This window comes from Tumebacillus flagellatus (assembly GCF_000714935.1).
Lineage (GTDB): Bacteria > Bacillota > Bacilli > Tumebacillales > Tumebacillaceae > Tumebacillus > Tumebacillus flagellatus.
In genome coordinates, this window is sequence record NZ_JMIR01000006.1 from 72832 (window position 1) to 97559 (window position 24728).

A 24728-nucleotide genomic window follows, 5' to 3' on the forward strand; every position below is an offset into this window, starting at 1 on the left:
GTGAGCAGCCAACACATGAACGAACGAATTCACCAATACCTCGACGAAGATTTAAGCCCCGCCGAACGGGATGAGTTTGAAGCGCACCTCGCCCGCTGCGCCGATTGCCAAGAAGAACTCAAAGCGATGGGGAGCGGGATTCAACTTCTCACCGGCGCGGTATGGGTCAAGGCGCCGGCCGGGTTTACGGAGAACCTGATGGCCGAGTTGAACACGATGCATCCGCCCAAGCGCAATTGGCGCGTGCCGGTCATGAAGTACACCGGGATCGCCGCCGCTGTCTTGCTGGTCTTCGGCTTGGGCATTTCGCTGTCGGCGCCGTCGAAATTTGCGTTGCAAGCGGACAACACTCAAGGCTTGATCGTCGCCGACAACAAAGTGATCGTTCCGGCGGGCACCGAGTACAACGGCGACATCACGATCGAGAACGGCGATGTCGAAGTGCGGGGCAAAGTCAACGGCAATGTCATTGCGCTCAACGGCAAAGTCTACCGGATGGCGGGCGCGGACATCTCAGGCGAGACCGAGGAAGTCGACCAGGCGATGGAGAAAGTCGTTTTTTACGCCAAGCGGGTTTGGGACGGATTGGTCAAATAGAGCCGATTTTGGAGAGGTTGTAAAGCTGTTGTGCAAAGAGCAGAAGTTTTCTGCTCTTTTTTGTTGTTTTGTAAAAGGGAAACCACCTTCCAAAGCGAAATGGTATACGGTACGAACGGACATGATAAGATTGATTTCCGTGGAATCCGATGAGAAGGCAGCAGGTGGCGGATTTGCAGACGACATTTACGAACATGGTGAGTTCCTTTCGGCTATTAGACGCGCTGGACATCATCATCGTCGCCTTCGTGCTCTACCGCATGATCATGATGATTCGCGGCACCCGGGCCGTGCAACTTTTGAAGGGTGTCGTCATGATTCTGTTGGCGACGGGTCTGGCACACACACTCCAATTGGGCGCGCTCAGTTGGTTACTGGACAAAATTCTCACGATCGGGCTGTTTGCGATTCCGGTCGTGTTTCAACCCGAATTGCGCCGCGGTCTTGAACAGCTCGGACGCGGCAAGTTCTTCTCGTCGCGCGGGACGACGCTGTTCCAAGAGGAAGAGGACATTCCGAAGACGATCAATGAACTGACCAAAGCGACATCGGTACTCGCCAAGAACAAAATCGGCGCGCTGATCATCCTCGAACGGGAAACCGGCCTCTCCGACCACATTGAGACCGGAATTCCCATCGGGGCGGTCGTCTCTTCGGAATTGTTGATCAACACGTTCATCCCGAACACGCCGCTGCACGACGGAGCGGTGATCATTCGCGGGCAACATATGATCGCGGCGTCGTGTTTTCTGCCGTTGTCCGACAACGCGCTGATCTCCAAGGAACTGGGCACGCGGCACCGGGCGGGCATCGGCATCTCCGAGCAGTCCGACGCGGTCGCCGTGATCGTCTCCGAAGAGACGGGGCAGATTTCCTTGGCGGCGGACGGGAAATTGACACGCAACCTCGATGAGCAATCGTTCCGCGAATTTTTGACGAACTTGTTGGTGCCGGTCAAAACGGACCGCTTCACACTGTTCAAGGGAAAGGCGGGATCTTGAGATGATGGACCGCCTCTTGCGCAACAACACCGTCGTCAAAATCATCGCGTCGATCCTCGCGGTGCTGCTCTGGCTGATCGTGCATTCCGGCGAGGACGGCACGACGTCGGTCGGCTCGGGCATCATGCAAATTTCGCAGCCTTTGCGCGACAAGCCGGTGAAAGTGCTGTACGACGAGCACAACTTCACGCTCGACGGCGAGCCGAAAGTCACGCTGAACTTGCGCGGTCCCGGCTTTGACGTGATGAACGCCATCGCGCAGAGCGACTCGATCAACGTGATCGCCGACGCGACGAAGCTCGGCGAAGGCACGCATGAAGTGCCGGTGTTCGTCCAAGGCTTGCCCTCCGGCGTCACGTCCGACAACCCGACCGTCACGGTGAAGCTCGAAGCGAACGTCGTGCAGGAGTTTCAAGTGACGCTGAACGCGGAAGGCAAGCCCAAGGAAGGGCTTAACGTCGGCGAAGCGGTGATCTCGCCGAAGAGCGTCGTCGTCTCCGGTCCGAAATCGGTGCTCTCCACGGTGGCGTCTGTCGTCGCCACGGTGACGCTCGACAACGCCGAGGAGTCGATCCACACGTCGGTGCCGCTGACGCCGCTCGACGAGTCCGGCAAAGCGGTCAAGGGCGTGAAATTGAACCACGACCGGGCGGACGTGACGATTCCGGTCAACCACCCGTCCAAAGCGTTGCCGCTGCGCTTGCAGTTCAAGGGCGATCTCGCGCCGGGCTTTGCGGTGGAGAGCGTCACGCAGACGCAGACCGTCACCGCGTACGGCAACCCGACGGCGCTGGAAGCGCTCGACAACTATCCGGTGCCGGTGATCGACTTGACCGGTCTGAACAAAACCACGGCACAGAAGATCAAACTCCCGCTGTTGGACGGCTTGACGGCGCTGGAACCGGCGGAAGTGGAGATCACCGTCAACGTCACCGCGGCGGTGCGGCGGACGTTTGACGGTCTGACGGTGAAAGTGACGGGGCTCAAGGAAGGCCAGTCGTACAACGTCATCGGCGCGCCGGAGCAAGTTTCCGTGACGGTCGAAGGCGCCAAGGCTCTGCTGGACAAGCTGCAGCCGTCCGATCTGCAAGTGTTCGTCGACGGCAGCAACCAAACCGCCGGGCAGCATGCGATGCGCGTGCAGGTGACGACGCCGAACTTTGTCAAAGCGGTGTCTGTAACGCCTGCCGAGATGACCCTTGAGTTCAAGAAATAACCGAAGTCCCAGCCTCGCAACTGCGGGTATGGGACTTTTTTTTGTTGAGAATCCTTACAAGGTATGGGAGAATGGGAGTATTGCGTTGTTTTTTGCGTACCTTTGAACTTCTCAAGCGAAGGAGCTAACACATACATGGCACGTTATTTTGGCACTGACGGCGTTCGCGGTGTTGCGAACCAAGAACTGACTCCCGAATTGGCGTACAAACTCGGCCGCGCCGGCGCGTACGTTTTGACCCGCGGGGAAACCGGCAAGCGTCATAAGATCGCAGTCGGCAAGGACACCCGCATCTCCGGGGAAATGCTCGGCGCGGCGCTGATCTCCGGCATTATGTCGGTCGGCGTTGACGTCGTGCGCCTAGGCACGATTCCGACGCCGGGCGTGGCGTACTTGACCCGCAAACTGGGCTGTGACGCGGGCGTCATGATCTCCGCGTCGCACAACCCGGTTCCGGACAACGGGATCAAGTTTTTTGGCGGCGACGGGTTCAAGTTGACCGACGAGCAGGAAGCGGAATTTGAGCGCCTCTTGGACGCGGAAGTCGACGAACTGCCGCGCCCGACGGGCGAGCACGTCGGCCGGATGCTGGAGCGCCAAGACACCTACCAGCAGTTCATCAACTTCCACAAGTCGACAATCCGCAACTCGTTTGACGGCGTGAAAGTCGTGCTCGACTGCGGCAACGGCGCGGCGTCGTACATCGCGGGCGATCTGTTCCGTTCGCTTGGCGCCGAGGTGGTGGAGATCTTCTCCGAGCCGACCGGCACGAACATCAACGTCGGCTGCGGTTCGACGCACCCGGAGCAAGTGCAGGAAGCGGTGCTGCGCTACGAAGCGGCGCTCGGGCTGTCGTTTGACGGCGACGCGGACCGCTTGATCGCGGTGGATGAGAAGGGCGAGATCGTCGACGGAGACTACATCATGGCGATTCTGGCGCGTGCGATGAAACAGCGCGGGACGTTGACGCACAACACCGTCGTTTCCACCGTCATGTCGAACATCGGCTTCCACAAAGCGATGCGCGAACAGGGCATCGACGTGAAAATCACGGCGGTCGGCGACCGCTATGTCATGGAAGAGATGCGCGCGGGCGGATACGCGATCGGCGGCGAGCAATCGGGCCACATCATCTTGCTGGAACACAACACCACCGGGGACGGTCTCTTGACAGCCCTGCATCTCACGGATATCATGGTAGAATCGCAGCAACCGCTGAGCGAGCTTCGCTCGATCATGCGCTCGTTCCCGCAGATCTTGGTCAACGTCCGCGTGGCGACCAAGGACGGCTGGCAGGAGAGTGCAGAGATCAAAGCGGCGATCCAACGCGTGGAGGAAGCCCTCGGGGCTGACGGCCGCGTGCTGGTGCGTCCGTCCGGTACGGAACCGCTGATCCGCGTGATGGCGGAAGGTCCGGAAGAGGAAGCGCTGCGTGGCTATGTGAACGACATCGCAGAAGTCGTACGCCGAGTACAAGGCGAAAGATAAAGGGTAGGGGAGCTTTTCGGCTCCCCAACTTTCCTTGATCGGCATACGATACCTTTAGGGGAGGTGATGCGGGGGCATAGGACAGATTGTTTTTTTGTAAAGCGCCTGAACTGCACCGTATGAGCGGAGAAAGACCACGGGCAGTTGACGAGGTGGAGGAGTATCGAGATTTCGGCGGATGCCTCCCGGTGAGCGTTGTGCCACACCGACAGAGCGGTTTTCGAAATCCGTTGGGCGACTGACGGGACAAGAGACGCTTATGGTACACAGCTTTTTGAAAAATAATAGAAGTGAGGCACAGGGCGCTTGTAGCCATCGGCACAGGCTCGGTTTCCTATTGCCTCCAAACCACGAGGAGGATTTTTGATTATGTGCGGTATCGTAGGTTACATCGGCAGCAAGCAAGCGCAGGACGTTCTCTTGCACGGGTTGAGCAAATTGGAATATCGCGGGTATGACTCGGCGGGCATCGCGATTTTTGAAAACGGTGCGGTTTCCGTGAAGAAATCGGTCGGCCGTCTCGCAAACCTCGTGGAACTGGTCGACGGCGCAGACCGTCTCTCCGGCTCCCAAGGCATCGGCCACACCCGTTGGGCGACGCACGGACGTCCGTCCGACAACAACGCCCATCCGCACCAAGACGACAACGGCAACTTCACCATCGTGCACAACGGGATCATCGAGAACTACCAATCCCTGCGTGAAGAGCTGATCGCGAAGGGCCACACCTTCCTGTCTGAAACCGACACCGAAGTTGTGGCGCACCTGCTGGACGACATGTGGACCGGCGACCTGTTTGACACCGTTCTGGCAGTATCGAAGCGCATCCACGGCGCGTACGCGCTCGGCATCATGGCGAAGCAAGAACCGGGCAAGCTGATCGCGGTTCGCAAGCAATCCCCGCTCGTTATCGGTCTGGGCGAAGGCGAAAACTTCATCGCGTCCGACATCCCGGCGATTCTCGAGTACACCCGCAACGTGTACATCCTCGACGACGGCGACATCGCGGTGCTGACGGCAGACGCGGTGAAACTGTTCGACTTCGACGGCAACCCGAAAGAGAAGGACGTATTCGAAGTGACCTGGTCGGCATCTGCTGCGGAGAAGGGCGGCTACGATCACTTCATGCTCAAGGAAATCCACGAGCAGCCGAAAGCGATCTCCGACACCCTGACCGGCCGTATCTCGGAAGACGGTACCAAAGTTGTGTTTGACGAACTGAACTTCCCGGAAGGTTTCGCGAAGGACATCGACCGCATCCACATCCTCGCGTGCGGCACGTCTTGGCATGCCGGCATGGTCGGCAAGTACGCGATCGAAAAGCTGACCCGCATCCCGGTCGACTGCGAAATTGCGTCGGAGTACCGGTACCGCGACCCGATCGTCTCCAAGAACACCCTGTTGATCGCGATCACCCAATCCGGTGAAACGGCGGATACCTTGGCGGCGCTGCGTCAAGCGAAAGAGCAAGGCACCCGCGTTCTGGCGATCACCAACGTGGTCGGTTCCTCGGCAGCTCGTGAAGCGGACGACGTGATCTTCACCTGGGCGGGCCCGGAAATTTCCGTTGCTTCGACCAAAGCGTACACCACGCAGTTGACCGCTCTGTACCTGTTCGCAGGTTGGCTGGCGCAAGAGCGCGGCGCGGCAGGCGCTGCGGAAGTTCCGGCGATGCTGACGGCTCTGCGCGACATGCCGGCACACGCGGAAACCGTGCTGGAAACCGCTCCGGCGATCCAAGCGTTCGCGAAGGATTGGAGCTCCCGTGAGCACGCGTTCTTCATCGGCCGCGGCTTGGACTACGAAGTGTCTCTGGAAGGTTCGCTGAAGCTGAAAGAGATCTCCTACATGCACGCTGAAGCGTATCCGGCAGGCGAGCTGAAGCACGGCACGCTGGCGCTGATCGTGGAAGACATCCCGGTTATCGCGCTGGTCACGCAAGACGACCTGTACGAGAAGACGATCTCCAACATCCAAGAAGTCAAAGCGCGCGACGCGTTCGTGCTGGCACTGGCTTGGAGCGGCGACACGGAAATCGGCAAGACGGTCGACCAAGTGATCCACATCCCGAAAGTCAGCGCGTTCCTCGCGCCGATCCTCGCGGTGATTCCGCTGCAGTTGCTGGCGTATTACGCGTCTGTGGCTCGCGGGAATGATGTGGATAACCCGCGCAACCTCGCGAAGTCGGTTACGGTTGAGTAATTGAATAGATGAGAAAAAGCCTTCGTCCTTGGGACGGAGGCTTTTTTGTATTGTAGCATAAGCTAGTAATGGAAATTAGTTAGAATACTGTTATATACACTATCGTTTTGTTATAATTATCTAGTCAAAAATGAAACGGGAGGGCTCTGCGTGGGTGATAACATAAACATGCTGGTTTTGGGTCAAAAAATCCGTGAATGGCGAAAAGCAGCGGGCATGACTCAAAGAGAGCTGGCAGAAGGAGTAACCTCAGAATCACTGATTAGTCAGTTGGAGAATAATTCGTACCCCACCTTGCCGAACGAGGAGATCTTGGTGGGGATTTGCAATAAATTGGGCAAGCCGATCAGTGAATTGTTCGCCGAGGCCGGTATCGACAGGCGACTTTGGGACAATGAGGTGATGCTCGATCTGATTAAGGTCCTGTTGCACCAAAAAGAACTGGAACCGGCTTATGAATCGATTCAAGAACTCGCTAGCCGAGACAATGTTGCTGAACACCAAAAGTATCGGCTCACCCTGTGCCTTGGAGAATACCATCTTAAAAAAGGTGAATTAGATCGTGCCATTGAGATTTTTACAGAACTTGCAGGAGAGTTACAAGGTAGACGTGAAGCTTACGGACGTCTTTTGGCGGAGCTCTATAACAAGCTAGGGAACGCTTGGTACTACTCAAAGAAATACCTAGATGCTTATAAGAATTATTCGATGGCATTTCAGTATTGCAATAAGTTCCATGAACTTGACCTACTCTTAGCACAGGTCACATACAATATCGGAAATACATGTCGACAACTAAGTTATCATGAGGAAGCGAAGCAGTACCTTGAGTCTGCCAGAGCGTACTTCGATCAATTGTCTGATCAACTGAGCTTGGCTACTTCCTTATACATGCTAGGTATTGTGCATCGAAATTTAGGTGACCTTGAAAATGCTGGGAAGTATCTAAAACAATCATTAGCTCTCTATGAATCACTTGAGATCTTCGATTTGGCTGGGACAGCAAAACGAGTTTATGCATTTTATGTTTTATCACAGGACCATCCTAACGAAGCAATTGAAGAATTGAAAGCGCAAGCAATAAATCTAAAAGAGGCAAAGGAATTCAATACGTTGGCATTAACCTACGCGCGAATTGCCGACTTGTTTTTAGAGATAAAACAGACGAGTGAAGCAGGCCGGTTTATCGGAATGGCAGCTAGTCTGTTTGATCATGCCATTGAAGCGCCTAATGAGGAGTATTTGGCTCATGTCTTGACAACGAGTTCAAGGTACCATCTACAAATTAATAAATTTGATGACTGCATTGAACTGGCATTCAAGTCTGCTGAGATTCTTGGTAAAATGGATCTAGACAGGGAATTGGCGGAATCATTGGAACTTGTCAAAGCAGCCTATAAAGCGAAAGGCGATATAACTAAGGCTTTAGAGACAGCGGAACATATCAATAAAGTATTGTTCCGGACAATGAGACCGCAGGTTATGCCCTAACCAAGGAGGATGAAAGATGAAGAAAATGCTACTTGCAGTTGCTGCTGTTTGTTTAGCATGGGGTGCTGTAAGTCTTACGGTCTCTTTTACTTCGACAGCAGCAGTCGAGGAACCGGGTCCATTGTTCATAACCAAACAAATATCCTACGTTGCTGCAATTGAAGATCCTGGCCCGATGGGCATTGCTAAGGTTCGCTAATATGTGATAAATATTTGATCAAGCTCCCGCAATTGCGGGAGCTTTTTTGTTCAAAATCGCCGCTTTTCTACAATTAACTAAAGATTTATTGTTGTTTCGGTACGGGTTAAGATTGTTGCATATAAAGGGTTCCGAGCTAACAGCAATGGACATCAACAACTTGCAAAGGCACCCCTTAACTCTACGAAACAGGAGGCGTTTTTCACATGTCGCTTGGTACAAAAATCAGAGAGTTACGGCTCGCCAAAGGTCTTACACAGTCTGAATTGGGGGCAGGACTGGTCACCCCCAGCATGATCTCGCAAATTGAATCGGACAAGGCCAATCCCTCCTACAAAGTCCTTGAAGCGATCGCGGAAAAACTGGAGGAACCGTTGGAGTATTTCTTGGCAGATATCGCAACCCAGATGGAGCAGAACAACGCTTTCAAAGTGGCATGTACCTTAATTCGTTCTGAGATGTACGATCGAGCAGCCACGTTGTTGGAACAGCTCTTGGAGGAGAAGTTGTCATCCAACTTGAATGAAGCGGAACTCCGATATCAATTGGGGATTTGCTGTATGAACTTGGGGGAGATGGAGCGGGCAACAGAATTGCACATCCAGGCTTCCAAGATGCACGAGTCAAAGTTCGACTACGAGGGTACGATCCAAGCACAGATTCAATTGGGGATCGTCTACATGAAGTCGAAGAAGCCCCACAAATCGATCTATGAGTGGAGACGGGCGTTGGCCTTGTTTGAAAACCTGTTGCATACGCAACCCTTGCTAAAAGCAGAAGTTTTGATGCACCTCGCCGATGTTTCCAACCAGATGGGAGAATACCAAGACTCGCTCATGTATTACCAAGAGGCCTACAAAGCCCTAAACAAAACAAACAAGCTCAAGGAGATCGGGTTGATCTACATGGAGATGGGGTCAAGTTACGCGAAGACCCAAGAGTATGAAAAGGCAGGGGAGTACGCGCAGCATGCCATTGCGATTTTTGATGCCCTGAACGTGATCAAACTTCGGGTAAAAATCAATGTCCAGTACGCAGTCATGCTCCGGGAACAAGGAAACGCCGATGAATCGCTACAAATCCTTGAAGCTTGCCTTACAACGTGCAATCAGCAATCACTCGAAGAAGAACTTTGCCGAATCTATGGAGAAATAGCACTTCATCATTACTTCAAAGGCGATTTCGATGGAGCGAGAAATGCGGTTCAACACGGTTTTGCCTCCCAAGCGATGGATTCTCTGCCCTTAGGACACCTGTACAAGACCTTGGGGAAAATTGAAGTGGCTTGCGGGAATACGACTTCAGCGCTTCAAAACTTTGAAGTTGCTGTCAAAACGTATCGGGAACACAGCCGTCATCTTGACTTGGCCATGACCTATCAAGAAATCGCTGCTCTGCATGAAGCGACCGGAGAGTACCAGAAGGCCACTCAATACCTGAATCTCATGAATGCTGCCTATATGGAAAATCTGCGCGAGCGCGGGGTCTTGATTACGTAAGCTCTGTTGGTGTTTGTTGATCGGTATCAGTGATTGCGTTTGATTTGCGTCGCTGGGCGATCACGATATAGTGATCCAGTTCTTGACTGATTGCCACGACGCAGGCATCCGTAAGGGTGCCCTTTTCTTCATACGCTAGTGACATCTGCCGGCGTAATTGGTTGATTTGGGTCTCAAGCGTGAGTTCGTCCTCCAAAGACCGTCACACCTTTCATAAAAAAACAAGGTAGCGCCTAGCTACCTTGCTTCAATCTATGTCGCCCAGGGGATACCAAAGCGACATTAGGGAGGCCATCCAAAATGTCGTTCTCTCCCCCTACCAAGGTGAGAGTCCTGCAAATTGAACAGCTTGCAAGGGCAACCGGTAGCATCACGTGAGTGGATGACCTCCCCTGCAAATAAATCGTAGCAAGTTGTGATAACAACAACAACGGTTCAGTGAAATTATTACTAATGGATACCTTTTGAAGAGGGTTTCGGTCGTGAAGGGGGAAAGAGAATGGATAATTGTGTGAAGGAAGTTACGGTAAGATGGGAAGATCAAGAAGTTGGAGGTTATTGCAATGTAAGAGGAGTACTTTTAGCCAAAGATCTCGTACTTGTCTTATGTTATGGAGACCTGGAAATACATTATGTAAGTTCAACGGAAATTCCTGATGTGTATGACTTGGTCTATTCTTTTGGGCCGTTATTTCATGTCGGTGATGAAATAACCTGGGAACAGTTGTTTCTTGGATTGCAATCGACTTCTGTTTTGGATTTCGCAAGGAAATTTCCGCCCTTAGAGTATTATGAGTTTACGAATGAACGATCATCTGTATGAAAAAAGCCGTTGCCAAGGATGCTGGCAACGGCTTTTCACAAGACTGCTGACATATCCTGACGTCCGTTTGAAGACGACAGGCTTTCCAAATTTCACGATTATTTCTTAAGGATGAGCGCTAGGATGATCATGGCAGTCAGGATCATTTCAAGTGCGATCAAATTTATGAAGCTGGTTGCGGCGATAAGTCCGGCGATTGCTGTCCAATCACGAGCCTTGACTTCAAACGTGTTCGTACCGTTGTCTTATTTGGTATGAAGCTTCATCTTCTGCTTTTCCCCTTCCATTGATTATTTTCGACGATTTTGGGGAATCGTCGTTGGCGGTTGCTGGATTGGGTCGTGTTTGTTGTTGCGATTGTTTGGTGGTCGCTGCATTTCTTTCTCCTTTGCGGTATGCAATGGAGCCGTTGAAGAAAGACCCCTTCATTAAGTGGCGGGGATTTGTGAAGAAAAACGCGTCTTTTTGAGGGAGTTAGCCTAGTATGCCGCTTTTCGAATCAAAAAATTTTTGAAGCCATGAAAGTTGCAGAACGATAGTGAAGTAAAAGGATCCCTATTGATTCATGTAAGTAAAGTTGTTTACTATCAAATAAAGTTCTTTACCGGACAAAAAGATCTTTTCTGGGGTTGGCACCAGTGGCCGCCATCACGTGCTACGGATTTCCTAAGAGATGGTTGCCTGGAGCCATAAGTAACGACACGGTGTATAACAGCAGGAGGGTGGTTGGCAGATGTGAAAAAAGGCAGCCTTGAGATAACGTGGTTTACGGGAACATCGGCTTGTAGTGATCAGTTACTGGAAGTAGTATCGATGCACGGTACACGTCGGACTATCTCGAAGATGATACAGCGTGTCAAGAGCGATTTTCACCACACAGCAACGCCAAGAAGCCCCGCCTGCCGCTTTGCGCGGTCTATCGTGGCGGGGCGTTGGTTTTACCGTGTTGGCAAACGTGTTATGATCGTTGTAACGCAAAGTATTGATGTGCGAGTGCAGGCGTCCTACCGCCACACCCGCGTTTGTGTTACATTTCCTTGTTGGGCGATGCTTGCGATGATCCCGTCGTGAGGTCGCCTTTTTCTTTTTTGTTGGTGAAGCTGAGCGTGATGTCGTACTGAATGTGCCGCTTGAGCCAGCGGCCCAGGCGCCTGAGGCATGACCATACGATAGCCAGCGTCGGTGCGCCAGCTGCCGTACTAGCGATCGGATGGTCAGCTATGATTTGCAAGAGCGTCATAGCGAGGTTCCTCCTCTCCTCGTAGTCAACGCAGCAAAAAGGGCGTTGCTGATCTATCTGAACGAAAATCTTGTCGAGGGTGGCACGGTGGTTGCTGAGAGACAAGATGATGTCGTTGGTGTAACAACGGTACTACCGCCATTTGAAAAGAGACATGTTCAATTTCAATCCGTCCGTGCGAACGCTTATTGGGTCATGTAATATGTATACATTCGCACGAAAAACTAAACAGTAAATGGATTAGAAATTGAAATTCCCAAAATTCAATGGCAGATATTCGTTGTGGAACACCATGACTTTATCTAGTCAGCTACAATAACCTAAGACATCTTCCCTTTAGACAAGTATTCATTCAAAAGATAGGTCAGCAACGCCCAGTTGCTAAAACCATGGTATCCGATGTCCGCATCGAATGCAAGTTCCATATCTGCATACACGTCTCTATGAAAAGGGTCAAATTAGGCGATTTTTCCAACTCTAACTTTCATTCTCTTAGTTTTTCAAAAATATTATAGCTGCGTAATGTTTGTGCCCAGTTACGCTGGATTGTTGTTCCTGTGCTCCTTGCCCGCTTCAAACGCCGCCGTCACGACGACCTCCCCGTTGCTCCGCGCCACCATGACGGGAAAGCCTTCCGTCGCGCCACACACGACGTTTGCCGGTTGGCTCGTGATCTCGGATGCACGGCCGTAGCGTTTGTCCTCAGACGACTTGAAATGACAATTTCGCGTGATGACTACTGCCGAAGAACTCGCGCGCAACCGCCCACTTCTCGCCCTAACGCGCCGTAGACAACGCGGAGAGCTGGACTACGAGTAATATCGTACGATTCCGCCACGAGCGCATCCTGCGCGTAGACCGCCTTCTTGCCGCCCAAGCAGAACTCCTCGCGCAGCTCTACACGGAACAACAGTAAGCCGTCAGCACGCAAGAGCTCGAAGTTGGCCTGCCGCGTACGCGACCGGGTCGCTGTGGTGTTTTGCACGTCTACACGCCGATCGCGCCGACAGGCTGCCGCATAGTACGCCAGTTCTACCGGGTGCCTGCCGCTCTGGCGCTTTGCTGAGTCCGTAAAGGCAAGTAAAGAACTTATTGCCCTATAAAATTCCGAAGTCTATCAGGACTGCATTTTCAGTAAAAAACTTTTTTACTTATATTGGTTTGTTCAGAAAGGTACATCAAGGTTTCGTCGGGCCTCAAAGTAAAGGACATTTTGTCTTGTAACACCAATAGATAGGGCTCATGTCTGCAATCTGCTAGGGCATCATTAATGTCCTGATTGATTTGTTAGGATCATACTTCAAGTACCGCAGCTTCCTCTGCTGTCAAACCACGGTAGATTCCCCAGCCGTTTTCGCGGTCCCATTCAACTTGGACAAACGGAAATCCTGTTTTGCTTCCTCGGGTCAGTTTGATCCACCGTCCAGATCTAAAAACACCGCTTAGGGCTCCTTGCGGAGCTAGGAATGGAAGAGCCTGTTTTAGTTCGTATGAAGACACATTGCCGGGGTGTGCCTTCATATAACGTAGAACTTCTTTTTGGTTATCAGATGCCCATTTCACAAACTCCCTCAGATATTCGATATTTGGACGTTGAAGCTCCTCGCCATCATCTTCCGTCTCTTCTTCATACCCCAACTGTTTCAATTGCAGGGAGAGCAGATTACGCAAGTTTTTGACCTCTGTAACATCGTTCATGTCGATTTCGAATGTTGTTTTCATTGGGTTTGGACCTCCTAAATCGTCCCCAGGTGATTCTTTCAAGGTTATTATAACACATTTATTGAGGTGCGGGAAGGTGTGGAACTAAATAAGAACATCCTAATTTGTATTAGAATTATCTAAACCGAATTTTGGATATTCCAAGCGCAACTTTGAAACTTGGAGGAGGGGGATAGAAACTTGGGGGGATTTATGAACAATAGTGGATTTGTAACGTTCCCATAGAAGTATGGAGAATAGCTGTGGTCACTGTGGCAGTTTCAACAAGTCATACACATAAGAAGGAAACAATTGAACAATAGGTAGAGGGAGAAAGATGTGATTGTTCGATTCCATTCGTCAGAAACCTCTCGGGAATAAAGAGGTTCTGCAAATATCATACTTGTGGCTACACCTATTCAGCGTGTTTAATAGAAATAGGATCGGCACCTCCAAAAATATGATGAGTAATGATGAACATTCTTGGCGAAGTACTGTTTCAGAAGTCTCGCGTGTCAAGCCAGCATTTTCACCTCTTCCATTTGAGACATCATATTTCTTGACCTACATGCCGTACTTTTCTGAAGTACGGTTTGCTGAAGTGAAGTGAAAAGACACCTTAAAGAAGACATACTAAGGATAAGCCGGAGGAGGTAAGAAACACGCCATGAACCCAGTAGAAATCGAAGCAGCAGTCTCCGATTTGGCGATCCAGCCTTTTGATAAGGAGGAGTTCCCGTTTGCCTTCCTACGGGCGTTCGGGAACAAGGAGACGACAATCAAGCGCCTGCGTACGGGCGAATCGAATAAGTCCGATCTAGGCGGCGTCCTACAGACGAACAACATCCATATTGCGGTCGCCAAGCTTGACAATGTTACCAAGACCTTTGCCGCACTGAAAGCAAGCCCAGCAACGACCAGGGCGAAGGCACGCTTTATCCTCGCCACTGACGGGGTAGACTTTGAGGCAGAGGATCTGGAGTCCGGTGAGACAGTTGCCTGTGAATATCAGGATTTCCCAGATCACTTTGGTTTTTTCCTGCCGCTCGCTGGGATCACGACCGTAAAGCAGGTACGCGAAAGTTCTTTTGACATCCGGGCAACGAGCCGGTTGAATCGGCTCTATGTCGAGCTGTTGAAAGACAACCCGCAATGGGGAACCGCCGAACGGCGCCACGAGATGAACCACTTCATGGCACGGTTGATCTTCTGCTTCTTTGCAGAGGACACCGACATCTTCAGCGGGACGGGTATGTTCACCCATACCATTGAGCAGATGAGCGCGCGTGACGCCTCGAACACGCATGAAGTGATTAGCGAAATCTTCCGCGCCATGAACACGAAGATTCTTGACCGCCCGAAAGTAAATTTGCCACGTTGGGCAGACGCGTTCCCTTACGTGAACGGCGGACTCTTCTCTGGTAGTGTAGACGTTCCAAAGTTCAGCAAGATCGCGCGCTCCTACCTGCTACACATTGGTAATCTGGACTGGACTAAGATAAATCCCGACATCTTTGGCTCTATGATTCAGGCGGTGGCTGACGACGAGGAGCGTGGTGCGATCGGTATGCACTACACGAGCGTGCCAAACATACTGAAGGTACTCAATCCGTTATTCTTGGATGATTTACGAGCGCAGCTTGAAATAGCGGGCGACAACCCTCGCATGTTGCTCAACCTGCGCAAGCGCCTATCGAAGATTCGGGTATTTGATCCTGCCTGTGGCTCAGGCAACTTTCTGGTCATCGCCTACAAGCAGTTGCGGGAGATTGAAAACACCATTAACGAGCGACGTGGCGACCGTGGGCGTAAGAGTGACATACCGTTGACCAATTTTCGCGGGATCGAACTACGCGACTTTTCGACCGAAATTGCACGTCTGGCCCTCATCATCGCGGAGTTCCAGTGTGACGTTCTTTATCGTGGAAAGCAGCTAGCACTATCCGAGTTTTTGCCGCTCTCATCGGACAACTGGATCACCTGCGGCAATGCTCTAAGACTAGATTGGCTTAGTATCTGTCCACCGACTGGAACAGGTGTGAAGCTCCACGCTGATGACCTATTCCAAACGTCACTAGATCAGGCGCAGATTGACTTTGAGAATGAGGGTGGAGAAACGTACATCTGTGGCAACCCACCGTACAAGGGCAGTAAGTGGCAAACTGACGAGCAAAAAGAGGACCTGATCAATGCATGGACGAAACACCCCAAGCTCGCCAAGACGACGGATTACGTCACAGGTTGGATCGCCAAATTTTTGGACTACGTTGATGCCGAGAAAGACACTCTTGGCGCATTTGTAGCCACCAACAGCGTTTGTCAAGGTCAGCAGGCTATTGATGTGTGGCCAGCGGTGTTTCAACGAGGGTGTGAAATTCGCTTTGCGCACACGTCTTTTAAGTGGGCCAACCTTGCCAGCCATAACGCCGGCGTTACAGTGGTGATCGTCGGATTAGGAAAGGGTTCCTCTGCGCCGAAAAAGTTGTACCAGGATGGTTTGCTCAAGCAGTGCTCGGCAATAAGCCCGTATCTGGTACCAAATAGCGTAGCCCATGTGCAGAAGACCAAGACACCCATTGGCCAGCAGTCACCAATGCTGTTCGGCAACATGCCGCGCGATGGAGGGCATTTGTTTTTGGATAGTGAACTGGTAGCGAAGGTTATGGCTGAAGATGTTGCTGCTCGACCCTTCATCAAGCGTTTTGTCGGCTCGGACGAATTGATCAACGGCAGGCGGCGGTATTGTCTGTGGATTGAGGATGATGAGGCAGAGGACGCCAAGAAAAGTGACTTCATCGCGCAGCGACTGAAGTTGGTGGCAGAGAACCGCCTCCAATCGGACGCTGAATCGACTAGGAAATTTGCATCACAGCCGCATCGATTCGTCCAGATTGCGGGCCGTCCAAAACGGGACTGTATTGTTGTTGCATCTGTTTCATCGGAGAACCGCGACTATCTGCCGGTCACTTTGATGGATGCAGAAACCATCATCTCCAACAAGACGTTCGGCATTTTTGACGCGCCTCTCTGGAACATGGCGCTGATTGCCTCACGCTTGCATTGGGTTTGGATCGGTACCGTTTGTGTGAGACTCCGGACTGACTTCTCCTACTCCAACACACTTGGCTGGAATACCTTTCCGGTTCCTGCTTTGACCGAGAAGAACATGGCCGACCTGACCCGCTGCGCCGAGGACATCCTGCTGGCACGCGAGGCGCATTTCCCGGCTACGATCGCCGATCTCTATGATCCAGAGAACATGCCTGCTGATCTACGCGAGGCACATGAACGTAACGACGAAGTGTTGGAGCGCATCTATATCGGCCGTCGTTTTCGCAACGACACCGAACGTCTGGAAAAGTTGTTCGATCTTTACACCAAGATGACGACATCAACAAAACCGACCAGGAAGGGCAAGAGGGAGGCAGAAGAATGACCAACGGGAATAAATCAATCCCTTCCGTTTCGGTGTCCTACGCCTGTAACGGAAGTTCAACCAAGGCCAATACTCTGGGAATGCGACCTATGCAGGAACGCGCCTACGAGCGGCGCGGCGAGCAATACCTTCTTATCAAGTCACCGCCGGCATCCGGCAAGAGCCGGGCGCTGATGTTCATCGCCCTCGACAAGCTCCAGAATCAAGGGCTCAAGCAGGCGATTATCGTTGTACCGGAAAAGTCAATCGGTTCGAGCTTCAACGACGAACCGCTAAGTAAGTTTGGCTTTTGGGCCGACTGGAGCGTAGAGCCGAAATGGAACCTGTGTAACGCGCCTGGCGCCGATAATGGCGGGAAGGTTAATTCGGTGGGCGCATTCCTAGAAGGCGACGACAAGGTATTGGTGTGTACCCACGCCACCTTCCGCTTCGCTGTCGATAAGTTCGGGGTGGGTGCGTTCGACAACAGGCTGATCGCCGTGGACGAGTTTCACCACGTTTCTGCCAACCCTGACAACAAACTTGGCTTGTATCTCGGGCAGTTCATCGCTCGCGACAGTGTGCATATCGTGGCAATGACAGGTTCCTACTTCCGGGGCGATGCTGAGGCAGTGTTGGCCCCGCAGGACGAGTCGAAGTTCGATACCGTAACCTACACTTATTACGAGCAACTTAACGGCTACGAGCACCTGAAGCAACTCGACATTGGCTATTTTTTCTACTCCGGTTCATATTCCGATGACATCCTCAAAGTGCTCGACCCGGCTGAGAAGACCATCATCCACATTCCGAACGTCAATTCGCGCGAGAGCACGAAGGACAAGATCAGGGAGGTCGAGCACATCGTCGAAGAGCTGGGCGAATGGCAAGGTACAGATCCCGCAACCGGCTTCCAGCTAGTCAAGGCTCCAGGTGGTCGAATCCTCCGGATCGCTGACCTGGTTGATGATGACCCGATCAAGCGAGATAAGGTGTCCGCTGCGCTGAAAGACCCTGCGCATAAAAACAACCGTGACCATGTAGACATCATTATCGCCCTCGGCATGGCGAAGGAAGGCTTCGACTGGATTTGGTGTGAGCACGCACTGACGGTTGGCTATCGGTCGAGTCTCACCGAGATCGTACAAATCATCGGGCGCGCGACTCGCGATGCACCAGGCAAAACCCGCGCCCGTTTCACCAACCTGATCGCCGAGCCCGACGCCTCAGAGCAGGCTGTAACTGAGGCCGTGAACGATACCTTGAAGGCTATTGCTGCCAGCCTGCTGATGGAGCAGGTCCTTTCTCCTCGCTTCGAGTTCAAGCCGAAGAATCCAGCGAGCGGTCCGGTGCAAGGGTTCGATTACGGTGACGACGGTTATGACCCGGAAAAATGTAATGTTGGTTTCAACCGCGAAACGGGGCAATTGCAGATCGAGATCAAGGGTCTCTCAGATCCCAAGAGCGAGGAAGCCGTCCGCATTTGTCGAGAGGACCTGAACGAAGTGATCGCGACATTCGTTCAGGACAAGACCACCATCGAGCGCGGCTTGTTTGACCGCGAAATGGTGCCGGAGGAACTGACCCAGGTTCGGATGGGCAAGATCATCAAGGAAAAGTACCCCGACCTCGATATAGAGGATCAGGAAGCGGTACGCCAGCACGCCATCGCTGCCCTCAACCTGACGCAACAGGCAAAGCAAACGGCACTTGGCGGCAATGTGGGCAGCAGCGAAACGGCCGCCAACACTGCCCTCATCGACGGAGTGCGCAAGTTCGTGATGGACGTGCGTGAACTAGACATCGATCTTATCGACCGCATCAATCCATTCAGCGAGGCATACGCAATCCTCGCAAAGGCGTTAAGCGAGGACAGTCTGAAACAGGTTGCGGCTGCGATTGCGGCTAAGCGTGTAAGCATTTCATACGAGGATGCCAGAGAGCTGGCCGAACGTGCCCTGCAATTCAAGAATGAACGTGGGCGTATACCAGACATAAATGCGAAAGATCCATGGGAGAAGCGCATGGCCGAAGGTGTTGCAGCCTTTAAACGCTATCGCGCGCAACAGAAGGCCGCAGAAGGCAATGGAGGGGATGTAAATGCCTAAGCTTTCTGATGACGAACTACTCGATTTGCTTGGTGTGGACCAGGAGATAGTGAAGACAAGTGCCCATTCCCCGCGCGAGGAACGTATCATCGCGGGGTTCAAAGAAATTCAACGATTCGTCGATCAGTATGGTCGTGCTCCGCAGTATGGGGAAGATAAAGATATTTTTGAGCGGCTCTACGCAGTGCGACTCAATCGCATTCGTGAGTTAGAGGAATGTAGGACCCTTCTTGCACCGGTCGATCACCAGGGGCTGCTGAGTGGGGGTGGGATGTCCCATACAAAGTCAGTGGGATTGCTGGACGATGACGCACTGCTCTCAGAACTCGAAGGTGCGGCTGGCCCTTCCGGCATTACAGAACTGCGCCATGTTCGCTCCCGAGCCGAAATACGTGCGGCCGAGGAAATCGCTAATCGTGAGAAGTGTGAGGACTTCGGTCGCTTCCAGCCGCTGTTTGAGCAGGCTGAGCGTGAACTCAAATCTGGCGTTCGACAAACTCGCCCATTTGGCAAGGATGCGAGCGTCAATACGGGTAACTTCTTTATTTTGGGAGGCCAACTTGTCTACGTGGCTGAGAAGGGGGAGGAATTTCAAGCACCGAATGGCCATCCTGATGCCCGCCTTAGAGTCATTTACTCCAATGGTACCGAAAGTAATCTCCTGCTCAGGTCTTTGCAGCGCGCGCTGTACAAAGATGAGGCTGGGCGACGCTTAACGGAGCCGGATTTCGGGCCTTTGTTCAGCTCAACCTGGGACGAAGGCGATATTGAAAGTGGTACTATCTATGTCCTGCGCAGCCTGTCCAATCATCCCTTCGTAGCGGAGCACCGCGAACTGATTCACAAAATAGGCGTTACTGGCGGCAAAGTTGAGACACGCATCGCCAATGCGGCGAACGATGCGACCTACCTGCTGGCTGATGTCGAAGTCGTCGCCAGCTACAAACTGGCCGGTATCAACCGCACAAAGCTGGAAGGTATATTCCACCGTATCTTTGCACCGGCTCAGCTCGACCTCACCATCCAAGACCGCTTCGGCCACCCTGTAAGGCCGAAGGAATGGTTCTTCGTGCCGCTGCACGTGATTGACGAAGCAGTGATCTGTATTCGTGATGGTTCGATTACCAATATGGCCTATGATCCCAAGACGGCCAGTTTGGTCCGCCTAGTTCAGTGAGGATGAGATGCGTGATAGATGACATTGTGTGTACCCTGGTCAATTCGTGCTACCAAATCTAAAAATGACTTTGTACAACAATAATGGATCACAGGCCCTCGTTGCGTTAGCACGAGGGCCTGTGTATTCTTACATCGGTCGAGCACAAGCGTGAAAAACGCCTACTTGGTTGAGGGAGCTGATCTCATGAAGGTGAAAGGTTTTCGGGATCGGGCGCTGCTGCTAACCGGATTTGCAGCATCAGGCTTGAGTGATCTGACTGCGTCATTTCGGGGTCAATGGAGATCTAATTCAATAACTTGGTATATAATAGATTAATAGAGTTAGGATAATACTAAAGATGTTTCAGTTGGTAAAGATAGGAGAGTGCTAAATGGCGATGTTCCCTTCAGAAGTAACTAAAGATCAGATTTTTGAGTTGATACATGGTGAGGACTTTAAACAGTTCCATTTGTCAATGAAAAGAGAACTTGATATTGAAGATAAAGAATATGAGCTTGTGCTTGAAGGTTTTGCATATGACAAAGAGGGTTTTGTTCTGGAAAATATAAACGCAAGGGCAATTTTTCGTGAAGATTGGGAGGGTATCGAGAAGGTTGTCTTCTATGACGAGGCTTTTTCTAGGACAATAAACAATAAATTCTTTAGAGCTCATGGCGAGGGGTTTAATAAAATTGTTGAATTGTGTGCGAAGTTCGTATTGGTTCACGAACTAGTTCACGTCAAACAATTTAAAGATGGGAAACTTACAATGCACAAATGGGGGGAGATTCTAAAAATTCCATATAAAGGGCGATGTATCGAAATAGAGGCAAATGAAATTGCCAAGCAGGTCATCAGTAGGTTTGGGAAATTTGCTGAAGAAATTATTGGGATACTTACATCATACAAATCATTAGATAATGAGAAATGGGTTGAAATAGCGACTTTGTATTAAGGGGGGGATTTCTAAATTTTTCGTCTTTCCCTCCTCATTACAACTTCACGAAGGGCTGTATGTGATTGTGTTGCGGGTCACGAGCTCGTTTTGAAAGAACTTTTTTGTCACTCTACACTTTATTTGCCGGATACACCAGAGGCTTAGCGTTCAAAATGCCAAGAAAACCCAGCGGTGGGGAGTGCCGGGGCTACACATGTTGTCTCGAGCTCAGGGGAGAGACAGTACAAGTCATACCATACCAAATTGACAACTTCGCATTTCTATATTGGTTTCGAAGGGCAAAGGCAAAGTCCAATGTTCTCCGCTCAATTCAGGAGCTGCACTATGGCAAGGATTGCACACGCCGCTCTCGCTCAAATTACTGATGACGTGATACGTAGAAGGACTGAAAGTTTGAGTGAACAGAGGTCTGCAGGGAGAGCCAGCTCGCAATAAGAACATAGATCTGAAACGAAGGATTTCAGATTTTGTAATACGAAGTTAAATAAAAAGGGTTTAAGAACATTGGCGGAGAAAATGATCAATGAGCTCGAAGTGAATGATGCAACCGAGAGAGGTATCCTTTACATCTAGCGAAAACACAAACCAATCGGTTAATTGTAATACCGAAAGCTGTTTACGATGTAATTTTGAAGATGAATGCAAGTAGCACTGAAGTATGATCGATGATTGCACCGGTTGTAACCGCTTCGTTGTACAGGGCGGAGGGGACAACATTATTGATGAAGACGGCGAACTAATTTCCATCGGCCCGATGTGGATCTACTGCTCTGTTACGAGTGACAACTAGGGGAAACGATCAAAATCAATATCTGAGAGGGCTGATGCGAGATGGGAGAAAGTGATGTCCAAATCGAACTTGTGAAGTTGGCATCGCGTTTTCGTAGGATGATGCAAAAGTGTGATCCATCAGGGATACCACAGATTCCGGCGCTTGCAAATTTCCCACGGGGTACATGTGGCGATTCATCTGATCTTCTGGCAAAGTATTTAATCGATCACGGTTTTGCCAATGTGTCGTACGTTTATGGCATGAATGGTAGGCAGTCTCATGCGTGGATAGAATGTGACGGGTGGATCGTAGATATCACAGCGGATCAATTCAGCGAAATTGATTTTCCGGTCATAGTCACGAAGAACAGGGGGTTTCATGATCGATTCAAGGGGCAAAAAAAGTCTTCTGGAGACTTTGAGAGATATGATGAATGGACGGTTGCAAGGCTCAGGGAAGCATATAGGATAATCTGTTCTATGGAGAGTGAGTTCGACGAGGTTCCAGGGGTCGAATTTACGTACAAATATCTAGAACCGACTAGTGGAAGTCGGGTTTATTTGGACAAATACTCCTACGTTGTTAGTTACGGTTTCCTTGGCAGCATGAAAGAACACCGAGAAATCACAATTACAAGCTCAGGACCGTGTACGCTGGAACAAGTGCTGACTGATGCCCGCGAACAAATCATCGCATCGGATCAAGTAGAAAAATACAGATCAGAGGAGATCGATTGGGAGTCTCTCTCGGTGATCGAAGCAATCATCAATCCATTTATCGAATAATACATGGGGTGGAGGTTGCGAAGCGGTGGCTGCGATCCCGAAGACGGAGCTGTAATGGGGAGGGGCCAGTAATCTCAGCGCTGACTTGGCGAACAATCGCAATCTTGCGATGACGAGGGATGATTTGCAGGAGCTAAGACTGACGCTGTGCGCGGTGTCTACAAGCGACCGGAGATACCTCCGACATGGAGGGAGCTATAACCCCACATGAACCACGGAGGCAGTATCCTCGTTGCTCATAACGCTCAATTTGACCTGTGGTTCCTCGATGAGATCAGCGTACATTTCACACGGAGGCGAAAGAATGAATTTATCATTGGGAGTTACTTGTGAATACATAGAGGCGTTTAAAAACGGTGAGATCCATCATGGTTTCTTCAGGCGTTCAAATGATTCAGAAGTTGCACGTTACAACGATCTGGCACATGTGTTCAACACCACAACTTTAAAAAATAACAGGCTATTCCATCGATATCAACGAGTACAAGAGGGCGACCGTCGAGAGGCTCCAGTTGTTAATCCAATAAAGTTTCGTGATGATCTATTTGACATCGAGTATATGGGTGAGTTTCTCGATAAGGTGCCACATGGAAATGGGCTTCTCACAATCCGGCGTGTGATTGTTGATAAATCAGCGTTCCGCAGACCGTACATTCCTACCGAAATGCCATCCATATTAAATATGCAATACAGTACAGTGGCAGAACGTGGTGAGTTCAAGGAAGTCATATTACTACAATCGGGCATATCCGCGAAGCAGCGACTGCAGACAAAATTTAAGTACAATTTTTCCCGACTTTTGGAAATGCCGTGCATTCCGGAAGATTTTTGCGATGGTTATAGACATTGAGGAAGCAGCCAGCGGGTGAGGATGTACGGCGATGTCGCGTGCGAAGTGGCGATACAGGGGGGATCGCACCGAAATACGGTAGCGGGGGATGTGGCGCTCACTTGATCCTGGGGGATCCAACCTCGTTGTCACGCGCGACGTGTCAGTGGGTGGATCGGCCCGTTACCGTTACGCCGCTAGGGTAATAAGGTTGAACTGAGTTGCCGAAGGTGTGCGAGATCATTGGTGAAAATGGAATTGGATGCTCATTGAGCGATGAGATTGCGGAGGAGAAGTCGTAATGATTCCAACGGAGCGTACGCGTGTATACCACATTCGTCAAGTTTAACACCAAGCACTCATTCAGGAGTTTTTCTTTTGCGAACCTAACCTCTGTTTAACAGGTATTCATTCTTAGATGTAGAAGTAAAAGGAATGGGAGGTGATTGAAGAGATGGCGTACAAAGTAAACGTAGTAGCTAAAAGAGGAGATACGGAGATTTATAACGCTACTCATCGGGCCGAAATAATACAAGGGGTCCTGAAATTAGATTGTGGCGGTCCTTATTGCGGTGAGGGCAAATTATCTGATAGTGATATTGCCTTAATTCAAGACGCCGGATGGTTTGCGAAAATCCGTCTTACAGAAACAAGCCCAATTATGATTACTTATTACTTTTAATCTCTGCAATCAATACAGTTGGCAATTCATCCAATTAGTAGGAGCCACTGAAAAGTCCTTGGAATGAAAAACAAAAAATAATTGAAATAGCGCATGGCCTCTAGAAGGCTTATAGCGCTATTTTTCGTATGTGGGTATACAACTAACTCCTAAAAATCGCATCGAGTGGTACTAGCAATGCGGTTGTCGCGCGGGCCGACCGGGGAGGTGGTGCCAAAAACGGCGGGTCGAAGCAGCAGCGCGGGGTGGGGATGTGTCAACTTCTCCCCAGTTGTCTTAGGTCTCACCTTTCCATGAACCGTTGACAGGTTATGAGTATGATCAAGGAACGGGACTGTGCTATCCAGTAGTTACAAAGGCGGTAGCCCGTAGAAAAAGGACACCACGTTTGAGGTCTCCTTTTTCTACGGGCTACTGGGATTGGATCGGTGCAACGTGTTGTAAAGATCGAGTCATAGTGGTACTCGAAGGTAACGGAAGTACGCCCAACATTCGAGAGTTGCGAAATCAACTGAGAAACTGTACCACCGGCCGGGTCAATGCCAGTGCCCATTCTGGACAAA

The 24728-nt window shown here is 51.0% G+C and carries 20 protein-coding genes; 16 read left to right on the forward strand and 4 right to left on the reverse strand.

The window, feature by feature from the left end; all coding sequences use genetic code 11:
• The 8 genes from EL26_RS06060 to EL26_RS06095 all read left to right on the forward strand — a co-directional run bounded on the left by EL26_RS06060 (position 1) and on the right by EL26_RS06095 (position 9693).
• Complete coding sequence (locus tag EL26_RS06060; protein ID WP_038085688.1) at positions 1 to 597, forward strand: zf-HC2 domain-containing protein; 597 nt, start codon at positions 1 to 3, stop codon at positions 595 to 597.
• 194 nt (positions 598 to 791) lie between these two features.
• The gene (gene cdaA, locus EL26_RS06065) at positions 792 to 1598 is read left to right on the forward strand and encodes a diadenylate cyclase CdaA (protein WP_038085850.1); all 807 of its coding nucleotides are present in this window, start codon (positions 792 to 794) and stop codon (positions 1596 to 1598) included.
• A gap of 1 nt (position 1599) precedes the next feature.
• Positions 1600 to 2814 (forward strand): CdaR family protein, encoded by a 1215-nt coding sequence (locus EL26_RS06070; protein WP_038085689.1) that lies wholly within the window; start codon positions 1600 to 1602, stop codon positions 2812 to 2814.
• 135 nt (positions 2815 to 2949) lie between these two features.
• Complete coding sequence (gene glmM, locus EL26_RS06075; RefSeq protein ID WP_038085691.1) at positions 2950 to 4302, forward strand: phosphoglucosamine mutase; 1353 nt, start codon at positions 2950 to 2952, stop codon at positions 4300 to 4302.
• Between the two features lie 369 nt (positions 4303 to 4671).
• Entirely contained in the window at positions 4672 to 6504 is a 1833-nt protein-coding gene (glmS, locus tag EL26_RS06080) for a glutamine--fructose-6-phosphate transaminase (isomerizing) (RefSeq protein WP_038085693.1), read from the forward strand.
• Positions 6505 to 6654: 150 nt separating this feature from the next.
• Entirely contained in the window at positions 6655 to 7995 is a 1341-nt protein-coding gene (locus tag EL26_RS06085; protein WP_038085694.1) for a helix-turn-helix domain-containing protein, read from the forward strand.
• A 16-nt stretch (positions 7996 to 8011) separates the two neighbouring features.
• Positions 8012 to 8194, forward strand: a complete 183-nt coding sequence (locus EL26_RS06090; RefSeq protein WP_038085696.1) for a hypothetical protein — start codon at positions 8012 to 8014, stop codon at positions 8192 to 8194.
• Positions 8195 to 8400: 206 nt separating this feature from the next.
• A complete protein-coding gene (locus tag EL26_RS06095) occupies positions 8401 to 9693 on the forward strand; it encodes a helix-turn-helix domain-containing protein (RefSeq protein ID WP_038085698.1) in 1293 nt (430 codons plus the stop codon).
• Here EL26_RS06095 and EL26_RS06100 read toward each other — a convergent pair.
• A complete protein-coding gene (locus tag EL26_RS06100) occupies positions 9686 to 9889 on the reverse strand; it encodes an aspartyl-phosphate phosphatase Spo0E family protein (protein WP_038085699.1) in 204 nt (67 codons plus the stop codon). The two genes, EL26_RS06095 and EL26_RS06100, sit on opposite strands and share 8 nt — an antisense overlap.
• A 303-nt stretch (positions 9890 to 10192) precedes the next feature.
• On the opposite strand from EL26_RS06100, the gene EL26_RS24895 reads away from it, so the two are divergent.
• Positions 10193 to 10516, forward strand: a complete 324-nt coding sequence (locus tag EL26_RS24895; protein ID WP_152559182.1) for a hypothetical protein — start codon at positions 10193 to 10195, stop codon at positions 10514 to 10516.
• Positions 10517 to 11543: 1027 nt separating this feature from the next.
• On the opposite strand, the gene EL26_RS06105 is transcribed toward EL26_RS24895, so the two are convergent.
• From EL26_RS06105 to EL26_RS06115, 3 genes are all read right to left on the reverse strand, one after another.
• Positions 11544 to 11756, reverse strand: a complete 213-nt coding sequence (locus EL26_RS06105) for a hypothetical protein (protein WP_038085701.1) — start codon at positions 11754 to 11756, stop codon at positions 11544 to 11546.
• Positions 11757 to 12292: 536 nt separating this feature from the next.
• On the reverse strand, positions 12293 to 12517 hold the full coding sequence (locus EL26_RS06110; RefSeq protein ID WP_038085704.1) for a hypothetical protein: 225 nt from the start codon (positions 12515 to 12517) through the stop codon (positions 12293 to 12295).
• Between the two features lie 532 nt (positions 12518 to 13049).
• The gene (locus EL26_RS06115) at positions 13050 to 13478 is read right to left on the reverse strand and encodes a hypothetical protein (protein WP_038085707.1); all 429 of its coding nucleotides are present in this window, start codon (positions 13476 to 13478) and stop codon (positions 13050 to 13052) included.
• Positions 13479 to 14124: 646 nt separating this feature from the next.
• Here EL26_RS06115 and EL26_RS06120 point away from each other — a divergent pair.
• From EL26_RS06120 to EL26_RS06150, 7 genes are all read left to right on the forward strand, one after another.
• Positions 14125 to 16893 (forward strand): class I SAM-dependent DNA methyltransferase, encoded by a 2769-nt coding sequence (locus EL26_RS06120; protein WP_038085711.1) that lies wholly within the window; start codon positions 14125 to 14127, stop codon positions 16891 to 16893.
• Complete coding sequence (locus tag EL26_RS06125) at positions 16890 to 18980, forward strand: DEAD/DEAH box helicase family protein (protein ID WP_038085712.1); 2091 nt, start codon at positions 16890 to 16892, stop codon at positions 18978 to 18980. Before EL26_RS06120 ends, EL26_RS06125 begins: the two co-directional genes overlap by 4 nt.
• The gene (locus EL26_RS06130) at positions 18973 to 20157 is read left to right on the forward strand and encodes a GIY-YIG nuclease family protein (RefSeq protein WP_038085714.1); all 1185 of its coding nucleotides are present in this window, start codon (positions 18973 to 18975) and stop codon (positions 20155 to 20157) included. Before EL26_RS06125 ends, EL26_RS06130 begins: the two co-directional genes overlap by 8 nt.
• A gap of 373 nt (positions 20158 to 20530) precedes the next feature.
• Positions 20531 to 21094 carry a hypothetical protein gene (locus EL26_RS06135; RefSeq protein WP_038085716.1) on the forward strand — a complete coding sequence of 188 codons (564 nt, stop codon included), beginning with the start codon at positions 20531 to 20533 and terminating at the stop codon, positions 21092 to 21094.
• An 834-nt stretch (positions 21095 to 21928) separates the two neighbouring features.
• Positions 21929 to 22654, forward strand: coding sequence for a hypothetical protein (locus EL26_RS23515; RefSeq protein ID WP_052036055.1), 726 nt, complete (start codon positions 21929 to 21931; stop codon positions 22652 to 22654).
• Between the two features lie 304 nt (positions 22655 to 22958).
• Positions 22959 to 23504 carry a hypothetical protein gene (locus EL26_RS06145; RefSeq protein WP_038085717.1) on the forward strand — a complete coding sequence of 182 codons (546 nt, stop codon included), beginning with the start codon at positions 22959 to 22961 and terminating at the stop codon, positions 23502 to 23504.
• Between the two features lie 433 nt (positions 23505 to 23937).
• The gene (locus EL26_RS06150; protein ID WP_038085719.1) at positions 23938 to 24165 is read left to right on the forward strand and encodes a hypothetical protein; all 228 of its coding nucleotides are present in this window, start codon (positions 23938 to 23940) and stop codon (positions 24163 to 24165) included.
• The last annotated feature ends 563 nt before the right edge of the window (positions 24166 to 24728 follow it).

Coding starts and splice junctions, on each gene's coding strand:
- cdaA (WP_038085850.1), top strand. CDS start 792: ATGGTGAGTTCCTTTCGGCTATTAGACGCGCTGGACATCATCATCGTC.
- EL26_RS06070 (WP_038085689.1), top strand. CDS start 1,600: ATGATGGACCGCCTCTTGCGCAACAACACCGTCGTCAAAATCATCGCG.
- glmM (WP_038085691.1), top strand. CDS start 2,950: ATGGCACGTTATTTTGGCACTGACGGCGTTCGCGGTGTTGCGAACCAA.
- glmS (WP_038085693.1), top strand. CDS start 4,672: ATGTGCGGTATCGTAGGTTACATCGGCAGCAAGCAAGCGCAGGACGTT.
- EL26_RS06090 (WP_038085696.1), top strand. CDS start 8,012: ATGAAGAAAATGCTACTTGCAGTTGCTGCTGTTTGTTTAGCATGGGGT.
- EL26_RS06095 (WP_038085698.1), top strand. CDS start 8,401: ATGTCGCTTGGTACAAAAATCAGAGAGTTACGGCTCGCCAAAGGTCTT.
- EL26_RS24895 (WP_152559182.1), top strand. CDS start 10,193: ATGGATAATTGTGTGAAGGAAGTTACGGTAAGATGGGAAGATCAAGAA.
- EL26_RS06105 (WP_038085701.1), bottom strand. CDS start 11,756: ATGACGCTCTTGCAAATCATAGCTGACCATCCGATCGCTAGTACGGCA.
- EL26_RS06115 (WP_038085707.1), bottom strand. CDS start 13,478: ATGAAAACAACATTCGAAATCGACATGAACGATGTTACAGAGGTCAAA.
- EL26_RS06120 (WP_038085711.1), top strand. CDS start 14,125: ATGAACCCAGTAGAAATCGAAGCAGCAGTCTCCGATTTGGCGATCCAG.
- EL26_RS06125 (WP_038085712.1), top strand. CDS start 16,890: ATGACCAACGGGAATAAATCAATCCCTTCCGTTTCGGTGTCCTACGCC.
- EL26_RS06130 (WP_038085714.1), top strand. CDS start 18,973: ATGCCTAAGCTTTCTGATGACGAACTACTCGATTTGCTTGGTGTGGAC.
- EL26_RS06135 (WP_038085716.1), top strand. CDS start 20,531: ATGGCGATGTTCCCTTCAGAAGTAACTAAAGATCAGATTTTTGAGTTG.
- EL26_RS23515 (WP_052036055.1), top strand. CDS start 21,929: ATGGGAGAAAGTGATGTCCAAATCGAACTTGTGAAGTTGGCATCGCGT.
- EL26_RS06145 (WP_038085717.1), top strand. CDS start 22,959: ATGAATTTATCATTGGGAGTTACTTGTGAATACATAGAGGCGTTTAAA.
- EL26_RS06150 (WP_038085719.1), top strand. CDS start 23,938: ATGGCGTACAAAGTAAACGTAGTAGCTAAAAGAGGAGATACGGAGATT.